The organism is Methanothermobacter crinale (assembly GCF_055397825.1).
In genome coordinates, this window is record NZ_AP042450.1 from 813,752 (window position 1) to 834,501 (window position 20,750).

Here is a 20,750-nt window from a genome sequence, read left to right on the forward strand (position 1 = left end):
TCATAATATTATTGTCGCCCTTCTCGGCTCCACACAACAAGAAAACCTCATAGAAACTATCCTCACGCCACTGGCTCTCTGGGGCCCGATCTTGATAAAGGATCCCAAGGCTGTTACGGATCCTCCAAGTCCTAGGCCACCCACACCAGTCCTATTAATAGCTTCTGTTAAATATTCTTCGATCTTTGATTGTCTGTCAAGGTCACCATTGGCCATAGCCTTAAGCATGAGAGAAGTGGCCTCAAAATGAGTCCTTCCAATGCCAATGGCTGGGATGCAGGGAGTGCACCCCAACATTGGAATCTCTGTTTTCATCCATGTGAGAACTTCTTCAAATAATTTTCTGTTATTATGACGATGGAAAACTCTATATGTACGAGCGCGTATTTCAGGCCCCCCACCTAACATTAAAATATGGATCTTTATAATGTCCTCGCTTATTGCATCCATTAGAAAGGATGGGGGCGCGACCATTGAAGGATCATCATATAGGCCTTTGCTTTGTTCTATACGTTGAATTTCATCTCCTTTCACGGCCATGGGCCTTCCCGGCAATTCCTTTAAACCCTCTTTTATTCCTTCTTTTATCTGGCTTAGGAAGCCACTGGGTGGGGTGACTTTTTCTCCGATTTCGATGATGACATGGGGGATCCCAGTATCGTCACAGAGTGGCCTTTTTTCTTTTCTTGCTATTTTCTCATTTTCTAGGATTAGTTTGAGCACCCAAGCTGCATTTTCATCTTCCTCTCTTTTGAGGGCTCTTTTGTATGCTCTTCTAATGTCACTTGTATAACTTGTACTTGCTTTTATCAGAGCATTCTTCACTCTTGTAACGAGGTTCATCTGATCACCGGTATTGCAAGGTCTTTACCGCCCCTTGGAGAGGCTTGGGCTTCTGGGTAGTATCTTTCGATCATTGATTGTACGAGTTGTACTTGTCTTATCCTTTCCTTTGCTTCCGTCTTTGTGGTGTCCCATCCATGTTTTTTCGCGATTGAGCCTCCTGTTTTGAGGTAAACTGGGGCAGTGTACCGTATCATATCCGGCACTTCATAGTGTCTTATAAAACCCCCTGAGGATTGTGGATTTTCTGTATGTAAATCTATTGGTATTCTTATGGTGTTTCTGATGGAGGCTAGCATAAGTATTGGGAGGTCCCTAACTGGATTGAATGAGTCTGCTCCAATCTTTTCTAGTAGTAGGGCGGATGCTGGGTTGCCATGTCCACAATGTGCTGAAACTTTAAAGCGAAGATCTTCTGGGAGGTGGCCTGATTTTCTCATCTTGTTGAGCACCCATAGCATTCCTTCATCATATACTACTATACCCTTAACACCTATATTGGCGGCTCTTTTAACGTCTTCAAGGGCGTATAATAGGTTTTCGTAGCCCCTGAGACGATATCCTATCCTCGCACCTTCTCTAGTTTTCGCGGTTGCGCTCGTATCATAAGTTGCCCTGGGCCCTACACTTAGGAATAGTTCCAGTTTTGCATCTGCAGCGATTTCGACCATTTCTTGGATTTCTTGGTCTGTGAGTAGCATTATACCCTTTGTTTGAGTTACTCTGTGGATTGTTACATCATATTCTTCAAGGGCGTCTATGAGGCTTCTGAGGGTTGAAGGTTTTTGTATCCCAGGGACTTCGAAACGATACTGTGCGCCGTCTTTGAATGTTTTTTCTGATTCTTTGAGAGGGTAACCGCTTTTTATACCGAGATTTTCTAGAAATTCTCTATTGTTCATGGGGTTTTCCTCCGTAGGTCTAATTTGTCCATTAGCTCGTCCATGGTGCTTGATTCTATTTTATCTAGGACTTTTAATTTTTGGATATCATATCCATTGTTTAGGATTTTAAATTTTTTCAGGATGTCTTCTTTTGTAAATGGTTTTTCTGGTTCTCCATGGGCTAACATGCTCGAAGATTCTAAGCTTTTATCTTTTAATCTTAAAATGACCTTCGAAGGTCTTTTTTCCGGGTAGAGATAATTCATTTTTTTGCTGGTTTCTATCTTGATTTTCTTGGCAAGTCTTTGGGCTTTTTTGAATTTTTTCATGTTCTCTAATCTTAGATCCCCATTTAATAGGAATAGTGCGAGTGAAAATGGCAGGCTCTGTCTTATAGATTCTATGTTCTTTGGGTTGTAATTGTCGTGTTCTGCTGCCACTTTATATGTTTTTACAATTATTTCATCCACAATATCTTCATTGATTGATTCTGTTCCTAGAGAATCGAGTATTTTCGCGGCCGCGTTTATGGTGGAATGGAGATGCCTGCAGATGGGATATTTTTTCATATAAATTTTTCTGATATGGAAACCACCCAATTCTAGGTGAGTATCATGTTTTGGACTCATAGCATTCAAGAAGCCTTCATCACCTTCTATTATGGTATCTGCCCCGGTGAATCCCTCAAGTGCAAGGAGGGCGGAAAGCACTCCGGATTGGGCTGCTCTACCTGCATGTAAATGTTTTCCCATACTACCTTTATGATCAGATTCAAGAAGCCCCGCAGCCTGGGTACCTGCTAATCCTAGGCAATCTAGTGTCTGTTTTTTATTTAAATTTAGGATCTTCGCACTAGCTGCAGCTGCCCCGAATGTTCCACAAGTGCCTGTGGAATGGAATCCCATGTTACGGTGATATGGGTTTATCATAAGCCCTAGGCTTAGGCATATTTCATAGCCTACTATAATGGATGTGAGAAATTTTTTTCCTGTGACTTTTTCTTTTTCTGCTAATGCGAGTGTCGCTGGTATAACCGATGCTCCAGGATGTAAGTGGGCTAACCTGTGGCCATCGTCCAAGTCAAGATTATGAGCGAATATACCATTAATTAGACTGGCATTTAATGGGTCTCCACGCCCATGACCTATAATAGTCGATTCACCATGGGATATGAAAGGCTTCAGGGCTTTTAATGCTGAAAGTCCACTTTTTTCTCTTGATCCCCGTAATGAAACTCCGAGAAAATCTAGAAAACATAATTTAGCCTTCTCCAACGCCTCTGAGGGTATATCATCATGCTCTAATGATACTATAAAATCAGCAAACTTCCTTGTTATCATAAAAATGATGTTCTCAGCGGACAATATAAACTTTTTATGTTTTATCAGAGGGTTAACAGGTCACATGGACAATGGCTGCTACTTTTTTCCCTGCCCCTATTAACTGGTTATATTTTTTCACGGCTTTACATGTTGGCAATACTATGATATCAGCATCTATGCTAATTTCACCCAATCTTAGGGCGCCATGGACGCCTGATCCGACAATTATAGTCTCTGGTTTTTCATGGATTAGTGGTTCGATTTCCTCCTCTGCAAGGATATGTGAAGTGCCATACTTTCTCCTTGAAATTTCCTTTTTTCTTGGTGTTACATTCCCATCCACATGCACTATGATATCATGATTGTATTTTTTCTCATCATATTCTACCATTCCAAATTTACAATCTTGGAACATGTTGATCACTTTATCCTCTTACATTTGAATATCACAGTGCCACCATCTGTATATGGCTTTCCAGGGTCTACACATTGCATATACGCATTTTCAGGGTCGTCTTCCCTGGTAAGTCCAAGTTCAACCGGGCACCAATCCCTTTCAAGTATAGTGGTATAATGTAGTATGGTGGATAGTGCATGGGTGCAAAGTGCATCAGTCTCATCTAAAAGTATCTGGGGATCGTCTACAATAATCTTGTCACCTTCCTTATAAACTGGGCATTCCCCTTTTATCTTATGGACCATTATCTCCAACATTCCAAAAAAACCTCCCCCAGATTATTTGATCTTCAAGATGTTCACTAATAATATTTTTATACACTTACTTCCTTTTTAGCATTTCTATAAGTTCACGATCATATTCTTCAATCCTTTCAAGTCGTTTTTGGAATTCGTCAATCTTCTCCTCAAACTTTTCTAACTGGTATCTTCTCTCCTCAAGGATCTTGTCCTGTTCTTCTCTAAATTTTTCGATGAGTGTTGAAGTTGCAGAGGCTGTTATAAGACTTGTAGCTACAATCGCACTTAACATTACAATGACACCTGTAAGGCGGCCGAGGACAGTTACTGGTATGATGTCACCGTATCCGACTGTTGTAAGGGTTTGGAGCACATACCATAGGGAATCCTCATATGTGTTAACAGCAGGATTAACAGGAAATTCCACCAAAAAGAATATTATGGTGAACAATAACAGAGAGGAGATGAACAGACTCAAACCATAAGTTAACCGGCTCTTTTTAACAAATTTATTAACAGAAGCTGCAAGTTCCTTCACAGCAAAAAATAACCCGAAAACTTTCAATAAATTTAATGGTTTGAAGACCAGGGAAGCGGGCTCAAGGCCCAGGCCGTAGACACCGATAAAATAGAATGGTATGGATACGATAAGAGCGTTCCAATTAATGACCCTATGTTTCAAGCGGAACAGATATCCGATTGCCAATATTATGCTCGTCACAAAATCAAAGATGATTATATCGGAGAATGTTGCATGTTTCAATGGCAAGAATATGCTTATTAGGAGGAGGAATCCGTCGAGGATTATTAGGGTGAGTATTATCACTTGTAGGAATAGACTAAACTTTTCTTGGATCTTTTCAATCACATACAACTCCCCTAGGGGAAATCTTAAACATTAACGCGGGGGGTATAATCCTAGTGCCATGCCCCCCCATTATTGGGGGGGATTTTCATATTTTTTTGAGGACTTCATCAGGTTTTAGGATGCTGATACCAGTGTTTTCTCCAACCACTTCTACTTGCACTATCCACTTTGGATTGTTCTCATCCCTTTCGAGGGCCAGTTTGTCAATTAGAAGTTCTGAAAGATCATCTATTATCTCCTCTGGGGCTTTTATATATCTCCTGCCTCTGAGATGGCATATAATCTTAAATGAATCTCCTGGTTTAGTTTTTTCCTTTGCAAGTGCAAGCGTCTTCTCTAGGATGCTATCTTTTCTCGTTTTTACCACGAGTTCGATCGGCACGACCTTTGATATTACTGTTGTAGGTGAATTTTCAAGGATCTTCACAGCCTCCTTGGGATCCATTGCAAGATCGATTAGAATTACATTAGGAAACTCACAATCTTTTATGTTAAGTGGAGATTCATAATCTTGAAGTGCGAGTTCGAGTTCCTCCATCCCCACAAGCTCTTCGCCGCCAATTCCACCTTTCTGGCCACATACAGTTACAAGAAGGTTAAAATATTCTGGAATTTTCATTTTACTTCACCCCCACAATTTTAACACAATAAGGATAGGATTCACCTTACAGACCTTATTGGTGTATTCTATTGTATAATATTCTTTTTTTAGTGTAAAATTTGCATTTTTTAATCCATTGGCAATTGCCACAGATTTCCTCCAAGATCTTGAAATCTATATTTTCGATTAAAGAGTGCAGTTCATGGTACTGCTTAGTTTCTTTAACATTAAGGTTTAGGTGCTTGATTAGCCTCTCATCTTTGGCTTTTAGGTTCTCATCCCCTTCACATTTACTTTTATTGGGACACATCCTACAGATTTCATCAACCTCATTCACTAGTGTAACTTGGATGTTAGGATCTTCTTTTAGGGTTTTGATGATATCCTTGAGGTTTTCTGTGAATTTTTTATCGTATCCATATCCTTGGAAGCCTTCTATACATAGAAGGTGATGTGCTCTAATCTTTGGTGTCAACCTCTTCACCATAGGCTTCCTTGGGGGTTATGGCCTTTGTAAGTGCGGAAGCTCCTGTGATTTTAATAATGTCTCCTATGATGAATGGTAAAAGGCCCATAACAAGGAGATCCCATAGAGATGGGATGTATCCTTTTGTTGTGTAAACCCAGAAACCCAAGGCAAGGAGTCCTGGCACATAAATTAGTATGAAGTTGGCAAATAGCATCAGAGCAAACATGGGTATGAAATTTCTCGAACCTATGTATTTATCAACGAAATGACCTAGGAAGAGCGCTGCTATTATGAAGCCTATTAAGTATCCCCCAGTGGCTCCTAGGATGATGGTATAACCGCCTTCCATGCCAGCGAACCATGGTATCCCAGCCACGCCAAGGATTACGTAGAGTAGTTGGCTGAAGCCACCCCAATATCTCCCGAGAAGTATTCCTGAAATTAAAACTGCGAATGTTTGGGCGGTTACAGGTACTGGCGTCCAAGGAAGTGGGATTACAATCTGCGCCATTAAACCAGTTAAACAGGCCATGAAAAATGCCATAATAGATTTGTTAACGAAAGATTGGCTGGTTCTCCATTTGAATAACATGTAACGCTTCTTGTAGTAGCTTTCCAGGTTCACATTAAATCCCTCCATGGGGGCTGATTAATCAACTTATCTTTTTTATGATCAGCTTTTTATAAAATATTTTCCATGGGGGGCTATCTTAAGTGGATTAGTAGTTTTTCTATGAGCTCTGGTATTTTCTCATCAGCTAGTCTGTAATGTATCCATACACCTTCTTTTCTCCATTTAAGGATCCCAGCATTTTTGAGTATGGTTAAATGATGGGATATTGTTGGTTGCGGCCTTTCAAGGGCTTCTATTAATTCACATACACAACGTTCTCCATGTTGGAGGAAATATACTATTTTGAGTCTTGTGGGGTCAGCTAAGGCCTTTATAATGGAAGCGTCCCTTTCGATTTTTTCATCATCCGGGATCTTCGACAAGACCATTCTAAGTTCCTTTATTTGTTCATCTGTCGGTTTTTTAAGTTTCATGAGACCTCCTTACCCTTTCTCTTTGAACGGGCCACGAGTACGGGGACTCGAGCGCTTTTCACAATCTTTTCAGACACGCTTCCAAGCACAAACTTTTCAAGGGCGTGTTTGCCTGAAACTCCAACAACGATAAGGTCGACGTCCTCGTCTTCGGCCACTTTAAGGATTGAATCCGCGGCCTTTCCTTCAACATTCTTCAATGTAAATTTTATGGGCGATCCTTTTTCTTCTATTATGTTCTTGACGTCCTGGAGGGCCTTTTCCGATTCTTTTTTGAAGAGTTGGATCACTTTACGCGCCAGGTCTTCAACTGGAAGCCTTTCAATGGGGTATGTTTCGGTCACTGTTAGGACGATTAACTCCGCATTATTCTGTTCCGCGATCTTAATAGCATGTTCCGCAGCTATCCTGGAACATTTGGATCCATCTGTAGCCAATAATATCTTCTTGTACACAAATTATACCTCCCTTATATTCTGTGTGGGATGTTCGCCTCGTGTAGTTTTATAGAGGCTATGAAGAAAATTATGGTGAATAATATCAAGGAAACTATATCCATGATTATGGGGTATGTGTGTGTTCCTTGCATTGAGTATCTCACAATCTCCATTGTGTAGGTTAGTGGTGAGAATATGGCTATGTAGTTTCCCCAGCCCATCATTTCTAAAGGTATGAATATTCCACTTATAAATACGAGGGGGAATTTGATAAGAGATGATAACATCATAATATTAGATGGGAGGTTCGTTTTTGGCGTTGACAACAAGCTTCCAAGGACTGAGAAACATGTAGCAGCTAATATAATCCCAAGTACAAAAATTAGAGGGTTTTTGATGGTTATATTAGTGACTAATGCTAATATTACTGGTACGACAGTTATCAGGAAACTAAAACAGATAGATGCTAATATGTCACCGACTATTATCGCATAGATCGAAACTGGGGATGCTACGAGCCTTTCTAGCGTGTTCATTTGAGCCTCCCATGGCATTATCACGGGGGATACTGAGGTTGCGGTGAAGAATACTGTCATACTTATAAGCCCACTTATAAGGAAACTCCAGGGTAGGTGCTTACCCCCCGCTATAAAGGCCAAAAAGAAAAATACTGGTATGAGGATGCCGAATATTATCACCGGCCCCTTCAAATAATATATGAGGATGTTCTTTTTTGTTATTGTTAGCGCACGGTTTAATTGGCCCAATTTATCTCCCCTCTATTATTTTTATGAAAACTTCTTCTAGGGATGGGGTTAGAGTGTTTAATGAGGTTATCCTCAGGTTATTTTCCATTGTAAATTTGCTTATTTTCCAGATAATTTCGGTTATATCCTCAGATTCTACTATGAAACTTTTATCTCCTGTTTTAGTGATTGGTGCTCTGATAAGCTTTTTTATATTTTCGAAGTTGGGTTTTTCTTCGAATGTTATCTCAACTTTTTTCATTTCTTCTGTTAGTTCCTTGAGGAATCTTGGTTCGTCTATTGCCGCGATTTTCCCTTTGTTTATTATGGCTATCCTGTCACAGAGTTTCTCAGCTTCCCACATGTTATGGGTTGTTAGGAAGATGGTTTTACCCTCTTTTTTTATCCTTTTAAGTTTTTCTATTATTTTGATGCTGCTTTGAACGTCGAGACCGCTGGTGGGCTCGTCAAGGAACAGAATTAGAGGATTGTGTATAAGTGCCATGCAGAGTATTAGGCGCTGTTTCATCCCTTTAGAATAACCCTTAACCTTATGGTTTCTTCTATTGTAAATGTCAAAATCTTCCAGGAGTTCTTTTGAACGTTTGCTAGCATGTTTTTTGGGGATGTCATAGAGTCCTGCGGTGAGCATCATATTCTCCCAGCCTGTGATGTCTAGGTATGCATTAGAGGTCTCTGGGACAACGCCGATCTTCTCTTTAACCTTTATCGGATCCTTTGTCATGTCCTGGCCTAGAATATTTATTTGACCATTATCTGGTTTTATTATGCCTGTTAACATTCTCACCGTGGTGGTTTTACCGGCTCCGTTGGGTCCGAGGAAACCGAATATTTCACCTTTTTTGACACTGAAGTTTATATTATCAACTGCTTGAATGTTCCCGAATCGTTTACTGAGATTCTTAACTTCTATTAGCATATTATCATTTTAGTTGTTTTGAAGATGGCTTCTAGTTTGTCTTTATAGATGGATTTTATCTTAGCTTCACTTTCACTTAGGGGTTTTATTGGTATTAGGTCTAGGATTTCATCTCTTTTGAGCTTGGGATGATAGAGGACGTCAACAGCTCCTTTCACCATCTTTTCTATGGCTTTTTTAGCCTCTTCATCGTCCATGCCAAATGATTTTGCTAATCTTTCAAGTTCTATGAATTGGAACCAAAAATAGGTGGGCCCCATTGCTGTTATAACAGCATATGCTTCAAGTTTTTCCTCCTCGACTTCTGGGAATTCTCCTAGAGGCTCTAGGATCTCTAAGAGTTTCATTTTTTCTTTTTTGGTCATGTCGTTGGAGAATGTGATTGGATTGTGTCCTTTGTTGATTATGGAGGGTGCGTTGGGTATTATCCGGGCCATTTTCCGGGATCCTGTCTGGTTGCGCATTTGTTTTATATTACTTCAGGAGCGAGTGATACTATTATGGAATCGTCTTTTAAGGATCCTTTTACTTCTTGGAGGACAGATTTTATAATAGGAGGATGGACTGCTAAAAATATTATGTCTGCTTCTGCTGCTTTCCTGTTATCTGTTCCTGTTTTTATTGAAAACTTTTCCAGTTTTTTCAAGGCTTTTTTGTCCTTGTCATAAACTGAAATATCCTTAGGTAATCTATTGGCTCTTTTAAGTCCTTCTAGGATTATCTTTACGATTCTTCCTCCTCCGATGAAAGCAATCTTCATATTTATCGACTTAGTTTCTTTTGGCAATCATAACAGTATTCTGTGTCCCTGTTGGTTCTGAAAACTTTACCGCACCCTTTACATACTACCTTTTTTAGGGTTGAGGCTTTCTTTTCCAGGATGCCTGTCATGCATGCGCATCCTCCTGCTGTCATGGCCTTAATTTTGGCCTCGAAACCTTTTTCTTCTTTTGCCATTAATATCACCATTATGATAGGAGGTTTTTTATCTCTTCTTTGGATGCTATTCTACCCATAACTTTTATTTCGCCATCTATTGCGAATGCTGGGAGGGCTGTTATACCTGATTCTAATATTGCATCTATATCATCTATTTTCTCGATTTCTGCATCAATTCCAAGTTCGCTCACGGCTTCTTTAACATTCTTTTCAAGTATTTCGCAATTTGCGCATCCTACACCGTATATTCTTAATTTCATGTTATTTTCACCTCATCCTATTATAAAATTGAAAATATAACCGGTTATTATTATGGAGATTGCCAGTATACCTATAAATAATCCAAGGAGTTTCGGTTTCATAACCTTTCTTAATATTATCATCTCTGGGAGTGAAAGTGCTGTTATTGACATCATAAGTGCTAGTGCTGTTCCCGTAGCCATGCCCTTCTCGATCAAGGCCGATATTAGAGGTATGGTGCCTGCAGCATTTGAATATAATGGAACCCCTATAAGGACGGCTACTGGGACTGCTAGGATATTACTTTGACCGGCATATTCTAGTAGGAAATCCTGTGGCACGTATCCATGAATCCATCCGCCTATAGCGATGGCTATAATAATATAGGGTGCTACTCTCCTTAGAATGTCCTTAGTCTCGTTTTTTGCTATTATGTATCTTTCATTTAGTGTGGGGGCTGGTGTTTCAGCAGATGGATTTCCAAGTTTTTTCATCTTCTCAAGGGTCTCATAAACATAATCTTCAAGTTGGTTTTCCAGTTTTAATCTTCCTATGACTATTCCACCGATTATGGCTATTATGAGACCAGATATTATGTATATGCTTGTTATTTCCCAGCCAACTAAACCTAGTAGGAGTATTATCGCCACTTCGTTTATCATGGGTGATGAGATGAGGAATGAGAATGTTGCCCCTAGTGGTACTCCTGCTTCAACAAATCCAATGAATAATGGTACCGCTGAACATGAGCAGAATGGTGTGATTATACCTACAAGGGCCGCTGCTATATTCCCTGTGTATTCATGCCTCTTTTCTAGGGTTTCCCTGACCTTATGCGGGGGTATATATGTTCTGATAAATGATATGGCGAATATTAGGATTGTGAGGAGTATGAATATTTTTATGGTGTCATAGATAAAGAAGTTCACCGCACTGCCAAGGTGGGAGGATGGTGTAAGTCCCAGGAGCTTGTAAGTTATGTAATCGGCGAGTTCTTGTAATACCATAAAACACCTCCACTATATATTTAGATTTATTAATATATCATTTTTTATATAAGTTTTGCTCTTCTAAACCTAAGATAACATTTTTGCCTTTTTGTAGCCTACAGGACCCACCCCTGTGGGGAAAATTAAAGTAATTTGGCCCTGTCATAGAGATTTTTGAGTGTTCCCATGTCTACGCTTGTATAGATTTGTGTCGTTGAAAGGTTGGAGTGTCCTAGGAGTTGTTGTATGGCTCTTATGTCAACCCCATTTTTTAAAAGGTGTGTTGCGAATGAGTGTCTTAGGATGTGAGGTGTCACTTTTTTCTTGATGCCTGCCTTTATTGCATATTTTTTTATTGTTATCTGGATATAGCGTGGTGTTAGCGGGTTCCCGAAACGGTTTAGGAATAAGTATTCGCTTTCCTGGCTTCTTTCGTGGAGGTATTCCTTGAGTAATTTTTTTGTTTTTTGGTCGAATAGTACTATGCGGTCTTTGTTGCCTTTACCCCTTATTCTTATGGTTCTGTCCTTGAGGTCTATGTCGTTTACTTTTAGGGACACGACTTCTGAGACTCGGAGTCCCGAAGAATAAAGTAGGGATAATATTAGTTTGTCTCTTGTTCTTGTAAATTTTCTTTGTCTAGTATCAGTGTCCACTGCTCTTATTAACCTCTTCACTTCATCCTCATTTAATGATTTTGGGAGTGATTTCGCCCTTTTTGGGGTTTTAACATCTTTTAGGTGGTCCATTTTGTGGAATTCGAAGAATTTTTTAACGACGATAGTTACGAGGTATATGTAGTTTTGGGATACCCTTTTATCCCTTTTCAAATATCTTATATATCTCTTAAACGATCTTAGAATGTTTTTATCCGAGTTTTCTTCATCTGTTAGGAACCTGTAAAAGTTGTCTAGGATGGATTTATAAATTTTTATGGTGTTTAGGGAATAGTTTCTAATTTCTAGGTCGATTAGATAATCCTCTATCATCTCAGGGAAGTCTTTGAGGATACTTTTAGTCTTCATATCAAGTACCCCTCGTCAATTCGCGCAGGGATCTTGGGTGGGGTGACTACATGTAGCTTCTATCTATGTTTTCATGGTGTCCTTGGGATTTGCGTATGTGTTGGGAACTTGTAAGATCCTTTTGGAGTGCGTTCTCATAACTTTTGTATTTTTTTATTATCTGTTCTTCTACTGGGATGGCCCTTTTTATAGCAGCTTCCACATGTTTGCCAGTTATGTATTCGCTTCCTTCCATTACTGCGAGGTCGCCTGCCATTCTCACTACCCCGCCAAGGTCTCTGAGTCTGAGTGTTAATGAATCTTCCATGTCGTCGATGACCCTTGCGCGTTTTCTCGCTTCTTCTATTATGAGTTCGATCGCATCTACTTTTGCTGGGGGGATTTTACCATCTATTTCTATTTCTTGCGCGACAAATTGTGCTAGTTTTGCCCTGTTTTCTTGGGTGTCTGGCATTGTTGTATTCATGAGTATCTCATAGCCTTCTCCTTGTATCCTTGACCTGAGGGGTGGTAGTATGTATTGTAAGTCTATGATGTTGCATGCTCCTATGAATATGAAATCACATGGGACGTTTTCGACTCTAACGGAGCTCCCGGCACTTTGGGGGTTCCTTCCAATGATTGGGAATGTCTTGTCTTGCATTGCACTTAGTATGTATCTCTGGAGGTTTGCAATGTGGACTATCTCGTCTATGAACAGGACTCCCTCGTGTGCTTCGTGGATTGCCCCTGGCACTACCCTCTCATATGGTTGTGATCCGAGGTCTGGGTGTCCACCATAGGGATCATGTCTCACATCCCCTAGGAGTTCTGTTTCACTGGCTCCTGTGGCTTGGATGAATGTTTTACGTTCTAATGGTACTATAACATTCCTTGGCTTTTCTTCCACCATTTGTCTTCTTTTTTCTAATGCTCTTTGGTCGAGTACTTTTATTTCGTCTCCACCTACTCTTTCGTAAATGACTACTTCCTCGACACCATTTATTATCCTTGTTGTTGTAACCCTCTTCTGGGGAACTTTAAGGTTGTTTGAATTCATCTCGAACATTCCCAGCAAGTCCCCCAGGTGTTTTCGTCTGGCGTTGATGTGGGCAAATTTTTCGCCTCCGCATTTGGGGCATATGCTGGTATATGCGCTGCTATATTCACCACAGTGTACGCATTTGAACCCAAGCCTCTCCGCCACGGCATCCGGAGCGCTTTGAGGGTCTATAAGCTCTCCTTCAGCCATTTCCATTTCTAGTAGTTCGTTTTCTATCTCTTTTCTGGTTTTAACTTCTACGAATGGTCTTTCTGGCTGTTCTGGGTTGTGTACGACTATTATCTCCTCGGATGGTTTGGGGAGATGGTATGAGATTGCCTGTGCAAGGAGTGATTTACCAATACCTGGCGGGCCGACGAGTAATAGGTTTCTTTTTTGTTTCGCGGCGATTTTGATCATTGGCATTATATTGTCGTGGCCTATAACTCTTTCTAGGGGGTCCTCTGGTATTTTTATATCATCTGTACTTTCAATATCATCGAGTGTTTCTTTTCGCATATCAACATACATTTTAAATCCTTCAATTATTTGTTATTATCTTGATGTTTTGGGGTTTTTTCACAACTTCGCCACTTCTTATGGCGACTAGGTATTTCACTCCTTTCTCATATGAGATGTCAACTAGGCGTTGTGTTACCACGCCATCGAATACTATTGCATAGGGGTGGTTGTTGACGTTTTTTAATTCATCATAAAGGTTTTCGACTCTAACTTCCTTTAGGATGTTCATGGCATCATCTAGGATTTCAGCATTACCTGAACCTTCTAATTCGTCGAGAATGCTCTTTAATAGTACCATTTTGTCTTCTGTTTTTTTGCTTTTCGCTGGTATGCCCAGTTCATGGTAGATTTGTTCTACTGGTACCTTGTTTCTGAGGGCGACCATTATTTCATCTTTTCCGAGTTCTTCCACCTCTTTTCCCTTGGGGGCTCTCGTAACATAGTCAATGTCTGCTACTTGTAGGAGTTCCTTTAGGATGAGCTCCCCGCCCCTGTCACCATCTACGAAGGCTGTTGCTGTTTTTTTGCGGGTTAGTTCTGCGACGGTCTGGGGTATGTTCACTCCCTCAACTGCGATTGCATTTTTTATACCATGTTTTAAGAGGTTTAGGACGTCTGACCTTCCTTCCACGACGAGTATAGCATCTGATGTGGCTACATTGGGGCCTGCTGGCAGTTTATCCTCCCCGTATTCTGTTATTTCATGGACTCTCATGGCCTCTTTCACTTCTTCTATCATCTTAAGACTTTCTGGTGTTACTTCTTCCATCATGCTGGCGTATATCTCCTTTGCACGTTCAACTACCTTTTTTCTTTTCACGGCTCTTACGTCTTCAACTTTTGTAACTTGTATATAGGCTTCACATGGTCCTACTCTGTTTATGGTCTCTAGTGATGCTGCTAGTATGGCTGTTTCGACTCTGTCAAGACTGGAGGGTATTATTATTTCTCCTTTTGATTTACCGCCCCTTGATGTTATGTTAACTTTGATTCTTCCTATTCTTCCTGTTTTTTGCAATTCTCTAAGGTCTAGGTCGTTGCTTAATAATCCTTCTGTTTGTCCAAATATTGCACCTACCACATCCGGTTTTTCAACAATCCCGTTAGCATTAATTTGAGCATGAATAAGATATTTAGTCGTGCTTATTTCCTCTTTTCCCATGATAATCCCCCTATAATTTTATTGTGGTTAGTAGATGGAGTTGTATTGGAAAGGGTATGGGGAGATCTCCATCTCTAATCTCTGTATGTATTTGGGAAGACTTTGTATGTCCTTTATGTATTTTCTTGTCATCCCCATTATCCTCTTGCGAATCTGTAAATTCGGGTAACAGCCTAGGCTCTCTATTTCTCTTCGGAGTCTCTTCGCCAGTTGGTTACCCTTCCTATCAAAATCCGTGAGAATTATCACCATTGATGATGATCTGGCAACTGAATCTGCAATTTCTGATAAATTTGATGATGACCCTGAAATTTTTATGAATTTGCCATGGATTCCAAGTTCTTGAAGAGCTTCCTCGTCTTTTTTCCCTTCTATCAGAATTGGTATTCCTTGTTCACTGCAATATCGAAGTTCCTCTAGTTCCTCATTCAGGCGCTGTAATCTTCCCAGTGTCATGTTAAAACCTTTAATAACCATTAGTATCTATATTATATGGTATACTAATATATAAATCTAAAGAATAGGCTAACGTCCATCCCATACTTGGGCTGTAAACTTTAAATACTCCCTAGGTTAATAGAGAAAATTAGGGAAAAGATAATAAATTTTTGGAGGAAAATAAGGTGGCGAAGGGCCTTATTAGGATCGTATTGGATATACTAAAACCCCATGATCCTATAATCCCATATTATGCGATATACTTGAGCAAACTTAAAGGTGTTGAGGGCGTTAACATAACCCTCATGGAAATCGACAAGGAAACAGAGAACATTAAAGTAACTATACAAGGAAACGACTTAGATTTTGAGGAGATAACAGAAGCTATAGAAAAGTATGGCGGATCAATACACAGTGTAGATGAGGTAGTGGCTGGTAAAATCATGGTAGAAGAGGTTACAACACCACAGGATTGATCTTATGAGGATAGAGGGTAAAATATCACCCAGGAGACTTCTTGAAAGTTTTAGTGCTGGTGAAAAAGCTCCCCTTTTTAGATTTTCAACACCCCAAATCTCTGATGCCCTCTATAAAATTTCTGGTTATAATGGTGCGATACATTCCCTGAGACCATTAAATAAGAAGAAAATTTTTGGACCCATAGTAACGGCAAAGACGAAGGATTATGATTGGGGGACGTCAGTAAAGGCCATTGACCATGCTAGTGAATCAGAGGTTATATTTATAATGGCAGAGGGGGATGATAATGCTGTATGGGGTGAATTAACATCAAAAACCGCTAAGAAAAAGAAGATTGCTGGTACGATCATATATGGGGCTTGCAGGGATCTTGATGCTATCAGTAAATTAGATTTTCCTGTTTTTTCAAAAGGGGTTGTTCCAAACGCTGGTAAACCTCTAGCCTTGGGTGAAGTTAATATCGAATTGGAATGCGAGGGAGTGGATGTAAGACCTGGAGATTATGTTTTTGGTGATGAGTCAGGTGTGGTGATAGTCCCCCAGGAACTCTTAGATATTGTAATGGAAGAAGCTTTCAGGATAAAAGAGAGGGAAGCTGATATAAGCAGACTAATCGAGGATGGGATTCCACTTTCAAGGATCCTCGGTTTAAAGTAACTTCCTGGGGGATGTTTAGAGGATGGAAGAGGGTCAAAGCATTTTTAATTATATAAAAGAGCATAAAAAGACGATTATATTATCATTTTTAATTGTTGCGGTTTTAATATTCATTCTAGGTTTATTCGCCGGGTTTAAGGGGATATTTTTGGCCTTGAAGAGGACTGATCCATCTTTTTTGGTTTTGAATTTTGTCTTTGAGGGCATGATCCTCATTGTGTGGACTTTTCGTTGGCGTTTGATACTTAACCTTGTAGATGAGTCTCCTAGATTTTTTTCGTTATTTCTCATGTTACTTGCAAGCATTTTTGGGAACAATATAACCCCTGGGGCTGCTGGGGGGGAGCCTTTGAGGGCTTATCTTCTCTTTGAACTTAGGGGAACCCCCTTTGAGATAGGTTTCGCATCCTCAACCGCTGACAGAGTGTTTGAGTTCATACCATTCGCTATAATATCTTTACTTTCAGCCGTTCTCATCATGACATGGGCGGTTTCTATTTGGACCCGTCTTATAGTGAGTTTCCTTATTATATTCACTATAGTAGTTTTTTCGGTGGTGATCTATGCTGGGGCTAGGCGGGATGTGGCCCAGAGGATAGTATTAGGTATAATAAAATCCGTTTTACCTTTCATTAGAAATATAACCCATAGAAGGTTTGAATTTAGGAATTTAAAGGATAAGATGATCTTTTACGTTAACAGGTTTAGTAGTGGGTTTTCCATGGCATTAACTGACAGGAAAGTGTTGATAGTAGGTTTTTTACTCTCATTGATTATGTGGTTTCTTGATTTAACCCGTATTTTTATCTGTTTTCTGGCTATTGGCGTGGAACCCCCAATAGCCCTTTTGATCATAATCTATACTGTGGGGATTCTAATATCACTTTTACCATTACTCCCAGGCGCTCTTGGATTGAGGGAAAGTATACTCGTCGCTCTCTTTGCAGTTGCTGGCATATCCGCGGATCATGTGATGGCGGCGAGTGTGATTGATAGGTTAGCTAGTTACATAACCCCAACTTTCTTCGGTTTTCTCGCGGCCATATACTATGGGAGAATTATCATAAGAAACCATCAAGGTAGCTGAAAATTGGGGGGTATGCAGCTTTGAAAGAGAGTTATGGGGTCTTGGTCTCTTATCTATATAATTATCGGGTTCTGTTAACTTATTGTTGGTATAACGTCTGGCGGGTATCTGGCTTCGCTACGCTCCGCCAAATCCTCGCTACGCTCGGACTTCAGATACCCGCCTGTTAGGCGTGGGCGATAGCCCCGAAGCAGAGCATACTTTTCACCCAACTTTTTAATTTCTTTTTCAAACCAAAATTCCTTTGATAAATTTTTGTATTTATCTTCCAACTCAGGAAAGTTCTTTTTTATTGCTTCAAAAACTTCTTTTCTGCATGGATTCAGATTCAAATCTTCGAAGGATAAATGATTAACGAAAGGCGAAACTTCTCTAAAAATCTCCTCTAAATCAGTTAAGTATGGAAATATCTGACCAACAAAAACATAGGTATAAAGTCCTTCTTGTCTCAATTTCTTTAATGCTTCCAATCTTGCGCGTGAACTTGAAGAAAATGGTTCAAATACTTTTTTTGATATTTTCATCTAGTGTTGTTATAGTCAGACCTAATTCTATGATTTTGAAGCGTTTAAATAAATCAATATCTCTTGTGATTAAATCAGATTTTGTCAAGATTGATAGTTTAAATTTGGGTTTAAGTTTTGAAGAACTTTCCTTGTCAATTGGTATTTTTTATCGATCGGCTGATATGGGTCTCCACCGGTACATAAAATAGCTGTTCCCTTTTTGTCCTTGCTTTCTTTAGCAACCAATTCTGGTGCATTTATTTTTACGTCAACAAATTCTCCCCATTTTTCTTTTTGTTTTTCTCCATTTACAAAGAAATTTCAGATAACAATAGAGACATCCATGAGTGCAACCACGATAATAATTAATACCCCAATCAACGCCAGGAATTTTGGTTTTATGTATTATGCTTCTTGATTTTATCTCATATATTTTAACCATACTTCAAATAAGCAAATGATTTATTTAAATCCTTTTAGCGGGGCGGAGTGAATTTCGGAGAACGTTTTGCGGATAAACGAAGTTGCGACCAAAAGGAGCAATTTGGGGAAATCTTTGATTTCCCCTTTATCCGCTGTTATCAGAGTCTCGGCAAAGCCGAGACCGAGCACCGAAGATGCGAAAAGTTGCGAGCCCGCCCAAAGATTATATTGCATAAACGACCAAAATTGCTAACGTTATAAGAATTATTGCTATTGACCAAAACAAAGGGTTATCACAAATTTTTGATTTTTTGCATTCTTCCCTTGTACATAAATAAACTACCAACATCCATACAGGTCCATATTGGGAAATAAAATCAAGCTGTGCATGAAGAACATTTTTTGATATTACCGCGAGTGCCAAAATGCAAACTACAGTTACTAAGGACACTTTTGTTTCGTTTGATAGTTTCATACTCATAAACCTCCATATCTTTATAAATTTTTACAGGCGGGCTCGCAATTTCCGATAACGTCTCGCGGCTATGCACCGTTTTAATGGCTTATAGCCTCTGTTAGGCGAATGTAGCGGCACATTCAGTATAAAAAAGGTATTATTTTTTTTGTTTTTCTCATGTATTGTCTATACTCATTACCAAAGAACTTAATTAAATTATCCTCTTCATGTTTAATTCTCCAGTTTACTAATAAATAAAAAGGAATTAATACTGTTGAACTCCACCAAGATTGGAAATATATTACTGTTCCTAACAATATTAAAAGTCCTGAAAAATATAACGGATGCCGAATATATTTATATATTCCAGATGTTATCAATTTTTGAGAGTTATCTTTTTCAATAGATGCAGACCAGTTTGTCCCAATTTCTTTATTAGCAAAAAAAGAGATTAGAAACCCAGTAAAAATGGTCAGTCCTCCTATTCCAGAAATTATTGGATTTATATCATTTTTAACCAAGTAGTATTCTATAATTGGCAAAGAAATGAAAATCATTTGAATAATCAAAATAATCAAAGCAGTATAGTCAGAAAAAATATTTTTAATTGTTTTTATCTTATCTGTTTTTCTATGAATTGATGAAAATATTCGTCCAATCATTACTATAGCAACAAATACAATGATAGTCAGATTAGTATTCATTTTTTTACCTCAGTTATATGCCGCTATTTCGCCTAACTCGTTCATATCCGCACTCATGGTTCGAATATGATGGCACTTTTGGAGGATATCCGCGCCAAGTTCGGATATTTACTTTTATGCGACCCAGACAGGGGCTTGAGTTCGCCATCATGCAGGTTCATGGACTGCGTTCCTCGTTTTTTGTCTGGTTTATGAATAGACCATTTAGTATAAAAAACTTTGCTTTTGTTCCATGCGTAACAGGCCATGAACGAATGAGGCACGAGGTGAATTTTGCATAACGTTTTGCGGATAAACGAAGTTGCGACCGTAGGGAGCAATTTGGGTGAGCCCCGAGCCGAGGGGCGAACCTCATATCCGCTGTTATACGCCCCGACGAATGAAAGGAGGAGAGCGCAGCGTGACACGAAGCGTAGCGGAGTGAGTTCAAAAACCCCCTCATTAGAATAGCCATTTTTTATACTTTGGCAAATGCTTCATATCTTCATATAACCATACCATACGATCACAAAACCACAATTTGCTGAGGAAAGCAACAACCCCACCGAAAATTACTGGCCATACTTCCAAAAAATATAACCCCCAGATATAAGGAATCATTCCAATTACTGAAACCACTGACAAGATATTTGGTATATAAAGATGGTGCTTTGGAACAGGTATTGTTTTACGATTCATCCAGACACGTTCGCCAAGAACTGCTTTTGATGCCCAGTTATCAGTGCTTTTTGCTCTAGGAAATATTCGCGGATTAAGCCATAACCATAATAGGACAATAATGATTGGGACAAGCGCCCACCAACCGAGCCATACTCTGCTCCAAAAAGAGATGGCTAAAAGTGGAAGCATAGAAAAACGCGAATAAGCACTCCAAGGATTAGCGTGTCTTAACCACGCTTCATCACTATCTAGTTTGAATATTTTACTTATTTTTTCTTCAAGTGTCATATTGCATCCTTATGGTTAAAAATTAACAAAGTTTTCTGTTTTTTCGAGGGGGTTTGAATTACGCCTAACACCAATTTCCCGCAATGTTTTCGGGAAACTTCATAAACCTGATTAGTATGCGAAATATTTAAATTTTTCGGCTCTGTAGAAATCATATAAGTATGATGGGATCACATATCGAGTATTAACCAAAAACTGAAGGTGATCCCATGAGTGATTTAGGTGAAAACGAGTTAATAAAATTTACCCGTGTGGCATTTAAAGTGGCTGAAATGACTTTACCAGCTTACTCCTGCGAA

Annotated in this window: 30 protein-coding genes; 3 read left to right on the forward strand and 27 right to left on the reverse strand. The window is 39.4% G+C overall.

Going from position 1 to position 20,750, the window contains the following annotated elements; all coding sequences use genetic code 11:
* The 22 genes from ACZ5XX_RS04800 to ACZ5XX_RS04905 all read right to left on the reverse strand — a co-directional run bounded on the left by ACZ5XX_RS04800 (position 1) and on the right by ACZ5XX_RS04905 (position 15,228).
* Complete coding sequence (locus tag ACZ5XX_RS04800; protein WP_464583073.1) at positions 1 to 843, reverse strand: fumarate hydratase; 843 nt, start codon at positions 841 to 843, stop codon at positions 1 to 3.
* Positions 840 to 1,745: a peptidase gene (locus ACZ5XX_RS04805; protein WP_464583074.1), complete on the reverse strand. Its 906-nt coding sequence runs from the start codon at positions 1,743 to 1,745 to the stop codon at positions 840 to 842. Before ACZ5XX_RS04805 ends, ACZ5XX_RS04800 begins: the two co-directional genes overlap by 4 nt.
* On the reverse strand, positions 1,742 to 3,091 hold the full coding sequence (locus ACZ5XX_RS04810; protein ID WP_464583076.1) for an MmgE/PrpD family protein: 1,350 nt from the start codon (positions 3,089 to 3,091) through the stop codon (positions 1,742 to 1,744). Before ACZ5XX_RS04810 ends, ACZ5XX_RS04805 begins: the two co-directional genes overlap by 4 nt.
* Before the next feature lie 28 nt (positions 3,092 to 3,119).
* The gene (locus ACZ5XX_RS04815) at positions 3,120 to 3,464 is read right to left on the reverse strand and encodes an Mth938-like domain-containing protein (protein WP_464583077.1); all 345 of its coding nucleotides are present in this window, start codon (positions 3,462 to 3,464) and stop codon (positions 3,120 to 3,122) included.
* Between the two features lie 5 nt (positions 3,465 to 3,469).
* Complete coding sequence (locus ACZ5XX_RS04820) at positions 3,470 to 3,763, reverse strand: TIGR04076 family protein (protein WP_464583079.1); 294 nt, start codon at positions 3,761 to 3,763, stop codon at positions 3,470 to 3,472.
* Positions 3,764 to 3,827: 64 nt separating this feature from the next.
* On the reverse strand, positions 3,828 to 4,613 hold the full coding sequence (locus ACZ5XX_RS04825) for a potassium channel family protein (RefSeq protein ID WP_464583081.1): 786 nt from the start codon (positions 4,611 to 4,613) through the stop codon (positions 3,828 to 3,830).
* An 85-nt stretch (positions 4,614 to 4,698) separates the two neighbouring features.
* Positions 4,699 to 5,232: a THUMP domain-containing protein gene (locus tag ACZ5XX_RS04830; protein WP_464583082.1), complete on the reverse strand. Its 534-nt coding sequence runs from the start codon at positions 5,230 to 5,232 to the stop codon at positions 4,699 to 4,701.
* Positions 5,233 to 5,287: 55 nt separating this feature from the next.
* Positions 5,288 to 5,689 (reverse strand): DUF1284 domain-containing protein, encoded by a 402-nt coding sequence (locus ACZ5XX_RS04835; RefSeq protein WP_464583084.1) that lies wholly within the window; start codon positions 5,687 to 5,689, stop codon positions 5,288 to 5,290.
* Positions 5,673 to 6,308 carry a biotin transporter BioY gene (locus ACZ5XX_RS04840; RefSeq protein ID WP_464586234.1) on the reverse strand — a complete coding sequence of 212 codons (636 nt, stop codon included), beginning with the start codon at positions 6,306 to 6,308 and terminating at the stop codon, positions 5,673 to 5,675. Before ACZ5XX_RS04840 ends, ACZ5XX_RS04835 begins: the two co-directional genes overlap by 17 nt.
* Positions 6,309 to 6,388: 80 nt before the next feature.
* A complete protein-coding gene (locus ACZ5XX_RS04845) occupies positions 6,389 to 6,730 on the reverse strand; it encodes an ArsR/SmtB family transcription factor (RefSeq protein ID WP_464583085.1) in 342 nt (113 codons plus the stop codon).
* Positions 6,727 to 7,185, reverse strand: a complete 459-nt coding sequence (locus tag ACZ5XX_RS04850; protein ID WP_464583087.1) for a universal stress protein — start codon at positions 7,183 to 7,185, stop codon at positions 6,727 to 6,729. The genes ACZ5XX_RS04845 and ACZ5XX_RS04850 overlap by 4 nt, the downstream gene beginning before the upstream one ends.
* 14 nt (positions 7,186 to 7,199) lie before the next feature.
* Positions 7,200 to 7,934: an ABC transporter permease gene (locus ACZ5XX_RS04855; protein WP_464583088.1), complete on the reverse strand. Its 735-nt coding sequence runs from the start codon at positions 7,932 to 7,934 to the stop codon at positions 7,200 to 7,202.
* Between the two features lies 1 nt (position 7,935).
* Positions 7,936 to 8,853 carry an ABC transporter ATP-binding protein gene (locus ACZ5XX_RS04860; RefSeq protein WP_464583089.1) on the reverse strand — a complete coding sequence of 306 codons (918 nt, stop codon included), beginning with the start codon at positions 8,851 to 8,853 and terminating at the stop codon, positions 7,936 to 7,938.
* Positions 8,847 to 9,317: a pyrroline-5-carboxylate reductase family protein gene (locus ACZ5XX_RS04865; RefSeq protein WP_464583091.1), complete on the reverse strand. Its 471-nt coding sequence runs from the start codon at positions 9,315 to 9,317 to the stop codon at positions 8,847 to 8,849. Before ACZ5XX_RS04865 ends, ACZ5XX_RS04860 begins: the two co-directional genes overlap by 7 nt.
* Positions 9,318 to 9,322: 5 nt before the next feature.
* Entirely contained in the window at positions 9,323 to 9,613 is a 291-nt protein-coding gene (locus tag ACZ5XX_RS04870) for a pyrroline-5-carboxylate reductase family protein (protein WP_464583092.1), read from the reverse strand.
* Between the two features lie 2 nt (positions 9,614 to 9,615).
* Positions 9,616 to 9,810, reverse strand: a complete 195-nt coding sequence (locus ACZ5XX_RS04875; protein ID WP_464583093.1) for a hypothetical protein — start codon at positions 9,808 to 9,810, stop codon at positions 9,616 to 9,618.
* Positions 9,811 to 9,821: 11 nt separating this feature from the next.
* Positions 9,822 to 10,052 (reverse strand): MTH895/ArsE family thioredoxin-like protein, encoded by a 231-nt coding sequence (locus tag ACZ5XX_RS04880; RefSeq protein WP_464583094.1) that lies wholly within the window; start codon positions 10,050 to 10,052, stop codon positions 9,822 to 9,824.
* Between the two features lie 12 nt (positions 10,053 to 10,064).
* Positions 10,065 to 11,039: a permease gene (locus ACZ5XX_RS04885; RefSeq protein ID WP_464583095.1), complete on the reverse strand. Its 975-nt coding sequence runs from the start codon at positions 11,037 to 11,039 to the stop codon at positions 10,065 to 10,067.
* Between the two features lie 125 nt (positions 11,040 to 11,164).
* Positions 11,165 to 12,046 carry a site-specific tyrosine recombinase/integron integrase gene (gene xerA / locus ACZ5XX_RS04890; protein WP_464583096.1) on the reverse strand — a complete coding sequence of 294 codons (882 nt, stop codon included), beginning with the start codon at positions 12,044 to 12,046 and terminating at the stop codon, positions 11,165 to 11,167.
* 46 nt (positions 12,047 to 12,092) lie between these two features.
* A complete protein-coding gene (locus tag ACZ5XX_RS04895; protein WP_464583097.1) occupies positions 12,093 to 13,598 on the reverse strand; it encodes an ATP-binding protein in 1,506 nt (501 codons plus the stop codon).
* A 10-nt stretch (positions 13,599 to 13,608) separates the two neighbouring features.
* Positions 13,609 to 14,751, reverse strand: coding sequence for a DNA primase DnaG (gene dnaG / locus ACZ5XX_RS04900; protein ID WP_464583098.1), 1,143 nt, complete (start codon positions 14,749 to 14,751; stop codon positions 13,609 to 13,611).
* A 27-nt stretch (positions 14,752 to 14,778) separates the two neighbouring features.
* The gene (locus ACZ5XX_RS04905; RefSeq protein WP_464583100.1) at positions 14,779 to 15,228 is read right to left on the reverse strand and encodes a toprim domain-containing protein; all 450 of its coding nucleotides are present in this window, start codon (positions 15,226 to 15,228) and stop codon (positions 14,779 to 14,781) included.
* 146 nt (positions 15,229 to 15,374) lie between these two features.
* Here ACZ5XX_RS04905 and ACZ5XX_RS04910 point away from each other — a divergent pair, with 146 nt between their 5' ends.
* The 3 genes from ACZ5XX_RS04910 to ACZ5XX_RS04920 are packed head-to-tail and all read left to right on the forward strand — an operon-like array spanning position 15,375 to position 17,413.
* On the forward strand, positions 15,375 to 15,665 hold the full coding sequence (locus ACZ5XX_RS04910; protein WP_464586236.1) for a DUF211 domain-containing protein: 291 nt from the start codon (positions 15,375 to 15,377) through the stop codon (positions 15,663 to 15,665).
* A gap of 4 nt (positions 15,666 to 15,669) precedes the next feature.
* The gene (locus ACZ5XX_RS04915) at positions 15,670 to 16,326 is read left to right on the forward strand and encodes an RraA family protein (protein WP_464583102.1); all 657 of its coding nucleotides are present in this window, start codon (positions 15,670 to 15,672) and stop codon (positions 16,324 to 16,326) included.
* Between the two features lie 22 nt (positions 16,327 to 16,348).
* On the forward strand, positions 16,349 to 17,413 hold the full coding sequence (locus ACZ5XX_RS04920; RefSeq protein ID WP_464583104.1) for a UPF0104 family protein: 1,065 nt from the start codon (positions 16,349 to 16,351) through the stop codon (positions 17,411 to 17,413).
* 74 nt (positions 17,414 to 17,487) lie between these two features.
* Here ACZ5XX_RS04920 and ACZ5XX_RS04925 read toward each other — a convergent pair whose 3' ends face one another.
* From ACZ5XX_RS04925 to ACZ5XX_RS04945, 5 genes are all read right to left on the reverse strand, one after another.
* On the reverse strand, positions 17,488 to 17,937 hold the full coding sequence (locus tag ACZ5XX_RS04925) for a radical SAM family protein (protein ID WP_464583105.1): 450 nt from the start codon (positions 17,935 to 17,937) through the stop codon (positions 17,488 to 17,490).
* 84 nt (positions 17,938 to 18,021) lie between these two features.
* Complete coding sequence (locus ACZ5XX_RS04930) at positions 18,022 to 18,165, reverse strand: hypothetical protein (RefSeq protein ID WP_464583107.1); 144 nt, start codon at positions 18,163 to 18,165, stop codon at positions 18,022 to 18,024.
* Positions 18,166 to 18,565: 400 nt separating this feature from the next.
* Entirely contained in the window at positions 18,566 to 18,823 is a 258-nt protein-coding gene (locus ACZ5XX_RS04935; protein WP_464583109.1) for a hypothetical protein, read from the reverse strand.
* Positions 18,824 to 18,939: 116 nt separating this feature from the next.
* Positions 18,940 to 19,503 carry a methyltransferase family protein gene (locus ACZ5XX_RS04940; RefSeq protein WP_464583110.1) on the reverse strand — a complete coding sequence of 188 codons (564 nt, stop codon included), beginning with the start codon at positions 19,501 to 19,503 and terminating at the stop codon, positions 18,940 to 18,942.
* A gap of 441 nt (positions 19,504 to 19,944) precedes the next feature.
* Positions 19,945 to 20,451 (reverse strand): DUF6653 family protein, encoded by a 507-nt coding sequence (locus ACZ5XX_RS04945; RefSeq protein WP_464583111.1) that lies wholly within the window; start codon positions 20,449 to 20,451, stop codon positions 19,945 to 19,947.
* Positions 20,452 to 20,750 lie beyond the last annotated feature (299 nt).

Bases quoted from the DNA above. Each gene is read 5' to 3' on its own strand.
- ACZ5XX_RS04935 (WP_464583109.1), bottom strand. From the start codon at position 18,823: ATGAGTATGAAACTATCAAACGAAACAAAAGTGTCCTTAGTAACTGTA.
- ACZ5XX_RS04925 (WP_464583105.1), bottom strand. From the start codon at position 17,937: ATGAAAATATCAAAAAAAGTATTTGAACCATTTTCTTCAAGTTCACGC.
- ACZ5XX_RS04880 (WP_464583094.1), bottom strand. From the start codon at position 10,052: ATGAAATTAAGAATATACGGTGTAGGATGCGCAAATTGCGAAATACTT.
- xerA (WP_464583096.1), bottom strand. From the start codon at position 12,046: ATGAAGACTAAAAGTATCCTCAAAGACTTCCCTGAGATGATAGAGGAT.
- ACZ5XX_RS04820 (WP_464583079.1), bottom strand. From the start codon at position 3,763: ATGTTGGAGATAATGGTCCATAAGATAAAAGGGGAATGCCCAGTTTAT.
- ACZ5XX_RS04845 (WP_464583085.1), bottom strand. From the start codon at position 6,730: ATGAAACTTAAAAAACCGACAGATGAACAAATAAAGGAACTTAGAATG.
- dnaG (WP_464583098.1), bottom strand. From the start codon at position 14,751: ATGGGAAAAGAGGAAATAAGCACGACTAAATATCTTATTCATGCTCAA.
- ACZ5XX_RS04920 (WP_464583104.1), top strand. From the start codon at position 16,349: ATGGAAGAGGGTCAAAGCATTTTTAATTATATAAAAGAGCATAAAAAG.
- ACZ5XX_RS04870 (WP_464583092.1), bottom strand. From the start codon at position 9,613: ATGAAGATTGCTTTCATCGGAGGAGGAAGAATCGTAAAGATAATCCTA.
- ACZ5XX_RS04830 (WP_464583082.1), bottom strand. From the start codon at position 5,232: ATGAAAATTCCAGAATATTTTAACCTTCTTGTAACTGTATGTGGCCAG.
- ACZ5XX_RS04940 (WP_464583110.1), bottom strand. From the start codon at position 19,503: ATGAATACTAATCTGACTATCATTGTATTTGTTGCTATAGTAATGATT.
- ACZ5XX_RS04805 (WP_464583074.1), bottom strand. From the start codon at position 1,745: ATGAACAATAGAGAATTTCTAGAAAATCTCGGTATAAAAAGCGGTTAC.
- ACZ5XX_RS04895 (WP_464583097.1), bottom strand. From the start codon at position 13,598: ATGTATGTTGATATGCGAAAAGAAACACTCGATGATATTGAAAGTACA.
- ACZ5XX_RS04875 (WP_464583093.1), bottom strand. From the start codon at position 9,810: ATGGCAAAAGAAGAAAAAGGTTTCGAGGCCAAAATTAAGGCCATGACA.
- ACZ5XX_RS04915 (WP_464583102.1), top strand. From the start codon at position 15,670: ATGAGGATAGAGGGTAAAATATCACCCAGGAGACTTCTTGAAAGTTTT.
- ACZ5XX_RS04815 (WP_464583077.1), bottom strand. From the start codon at position 3,464: ATGTTCCAAGATTGTAAATTTGGAATGGTAGAATATGATGAGAAAAAA.
- ACZ5XX_RS04885 (WP_464583095.1), bottom strand. From the start codon at position 11,039: ATGGTATTACAAGAACTCGCCGATTACATAACTTACAAGCTCCTGGGA.
- ACZ5XX_RS04860 (WP_464583089.1), bottom strand. From the start codon at position 8,853: ATGCTAATAGAAGTTAAGAATCTCAGTAAACGATTCGGGAACATTCAA.
- ACZ5XX_RS04865 (WP_464583091.1), bottom strand. From the start codon at position 9,317: ATGCGCAACCAGACAGGATCCCGGAAAATGGCCCGGATAATACCCAAC.
- ACZ5XX_RS04945 (WP_464583111.1), bottom strand. From the start codon at position 20,451: ATGACACTTGAAGAAAAAATAAGTAAAATATTCAAACTAGATAGTGAT.
- ACZ5XX_RS04905 (WP_464583100.1), bottom strand. From the start codon at position 15,228: ATGGTTATTAAAGGTTTTAACATGACACTGGGAAGATTACAGCGCCTG.
- ACZ5XX_RS04800 (WP_464583073.1), bottom strand. From the start codon at position 843: ATGAACCTCGTTACAAGAGTGAAGAATGCTCTGATAAAAGCAAGTACA.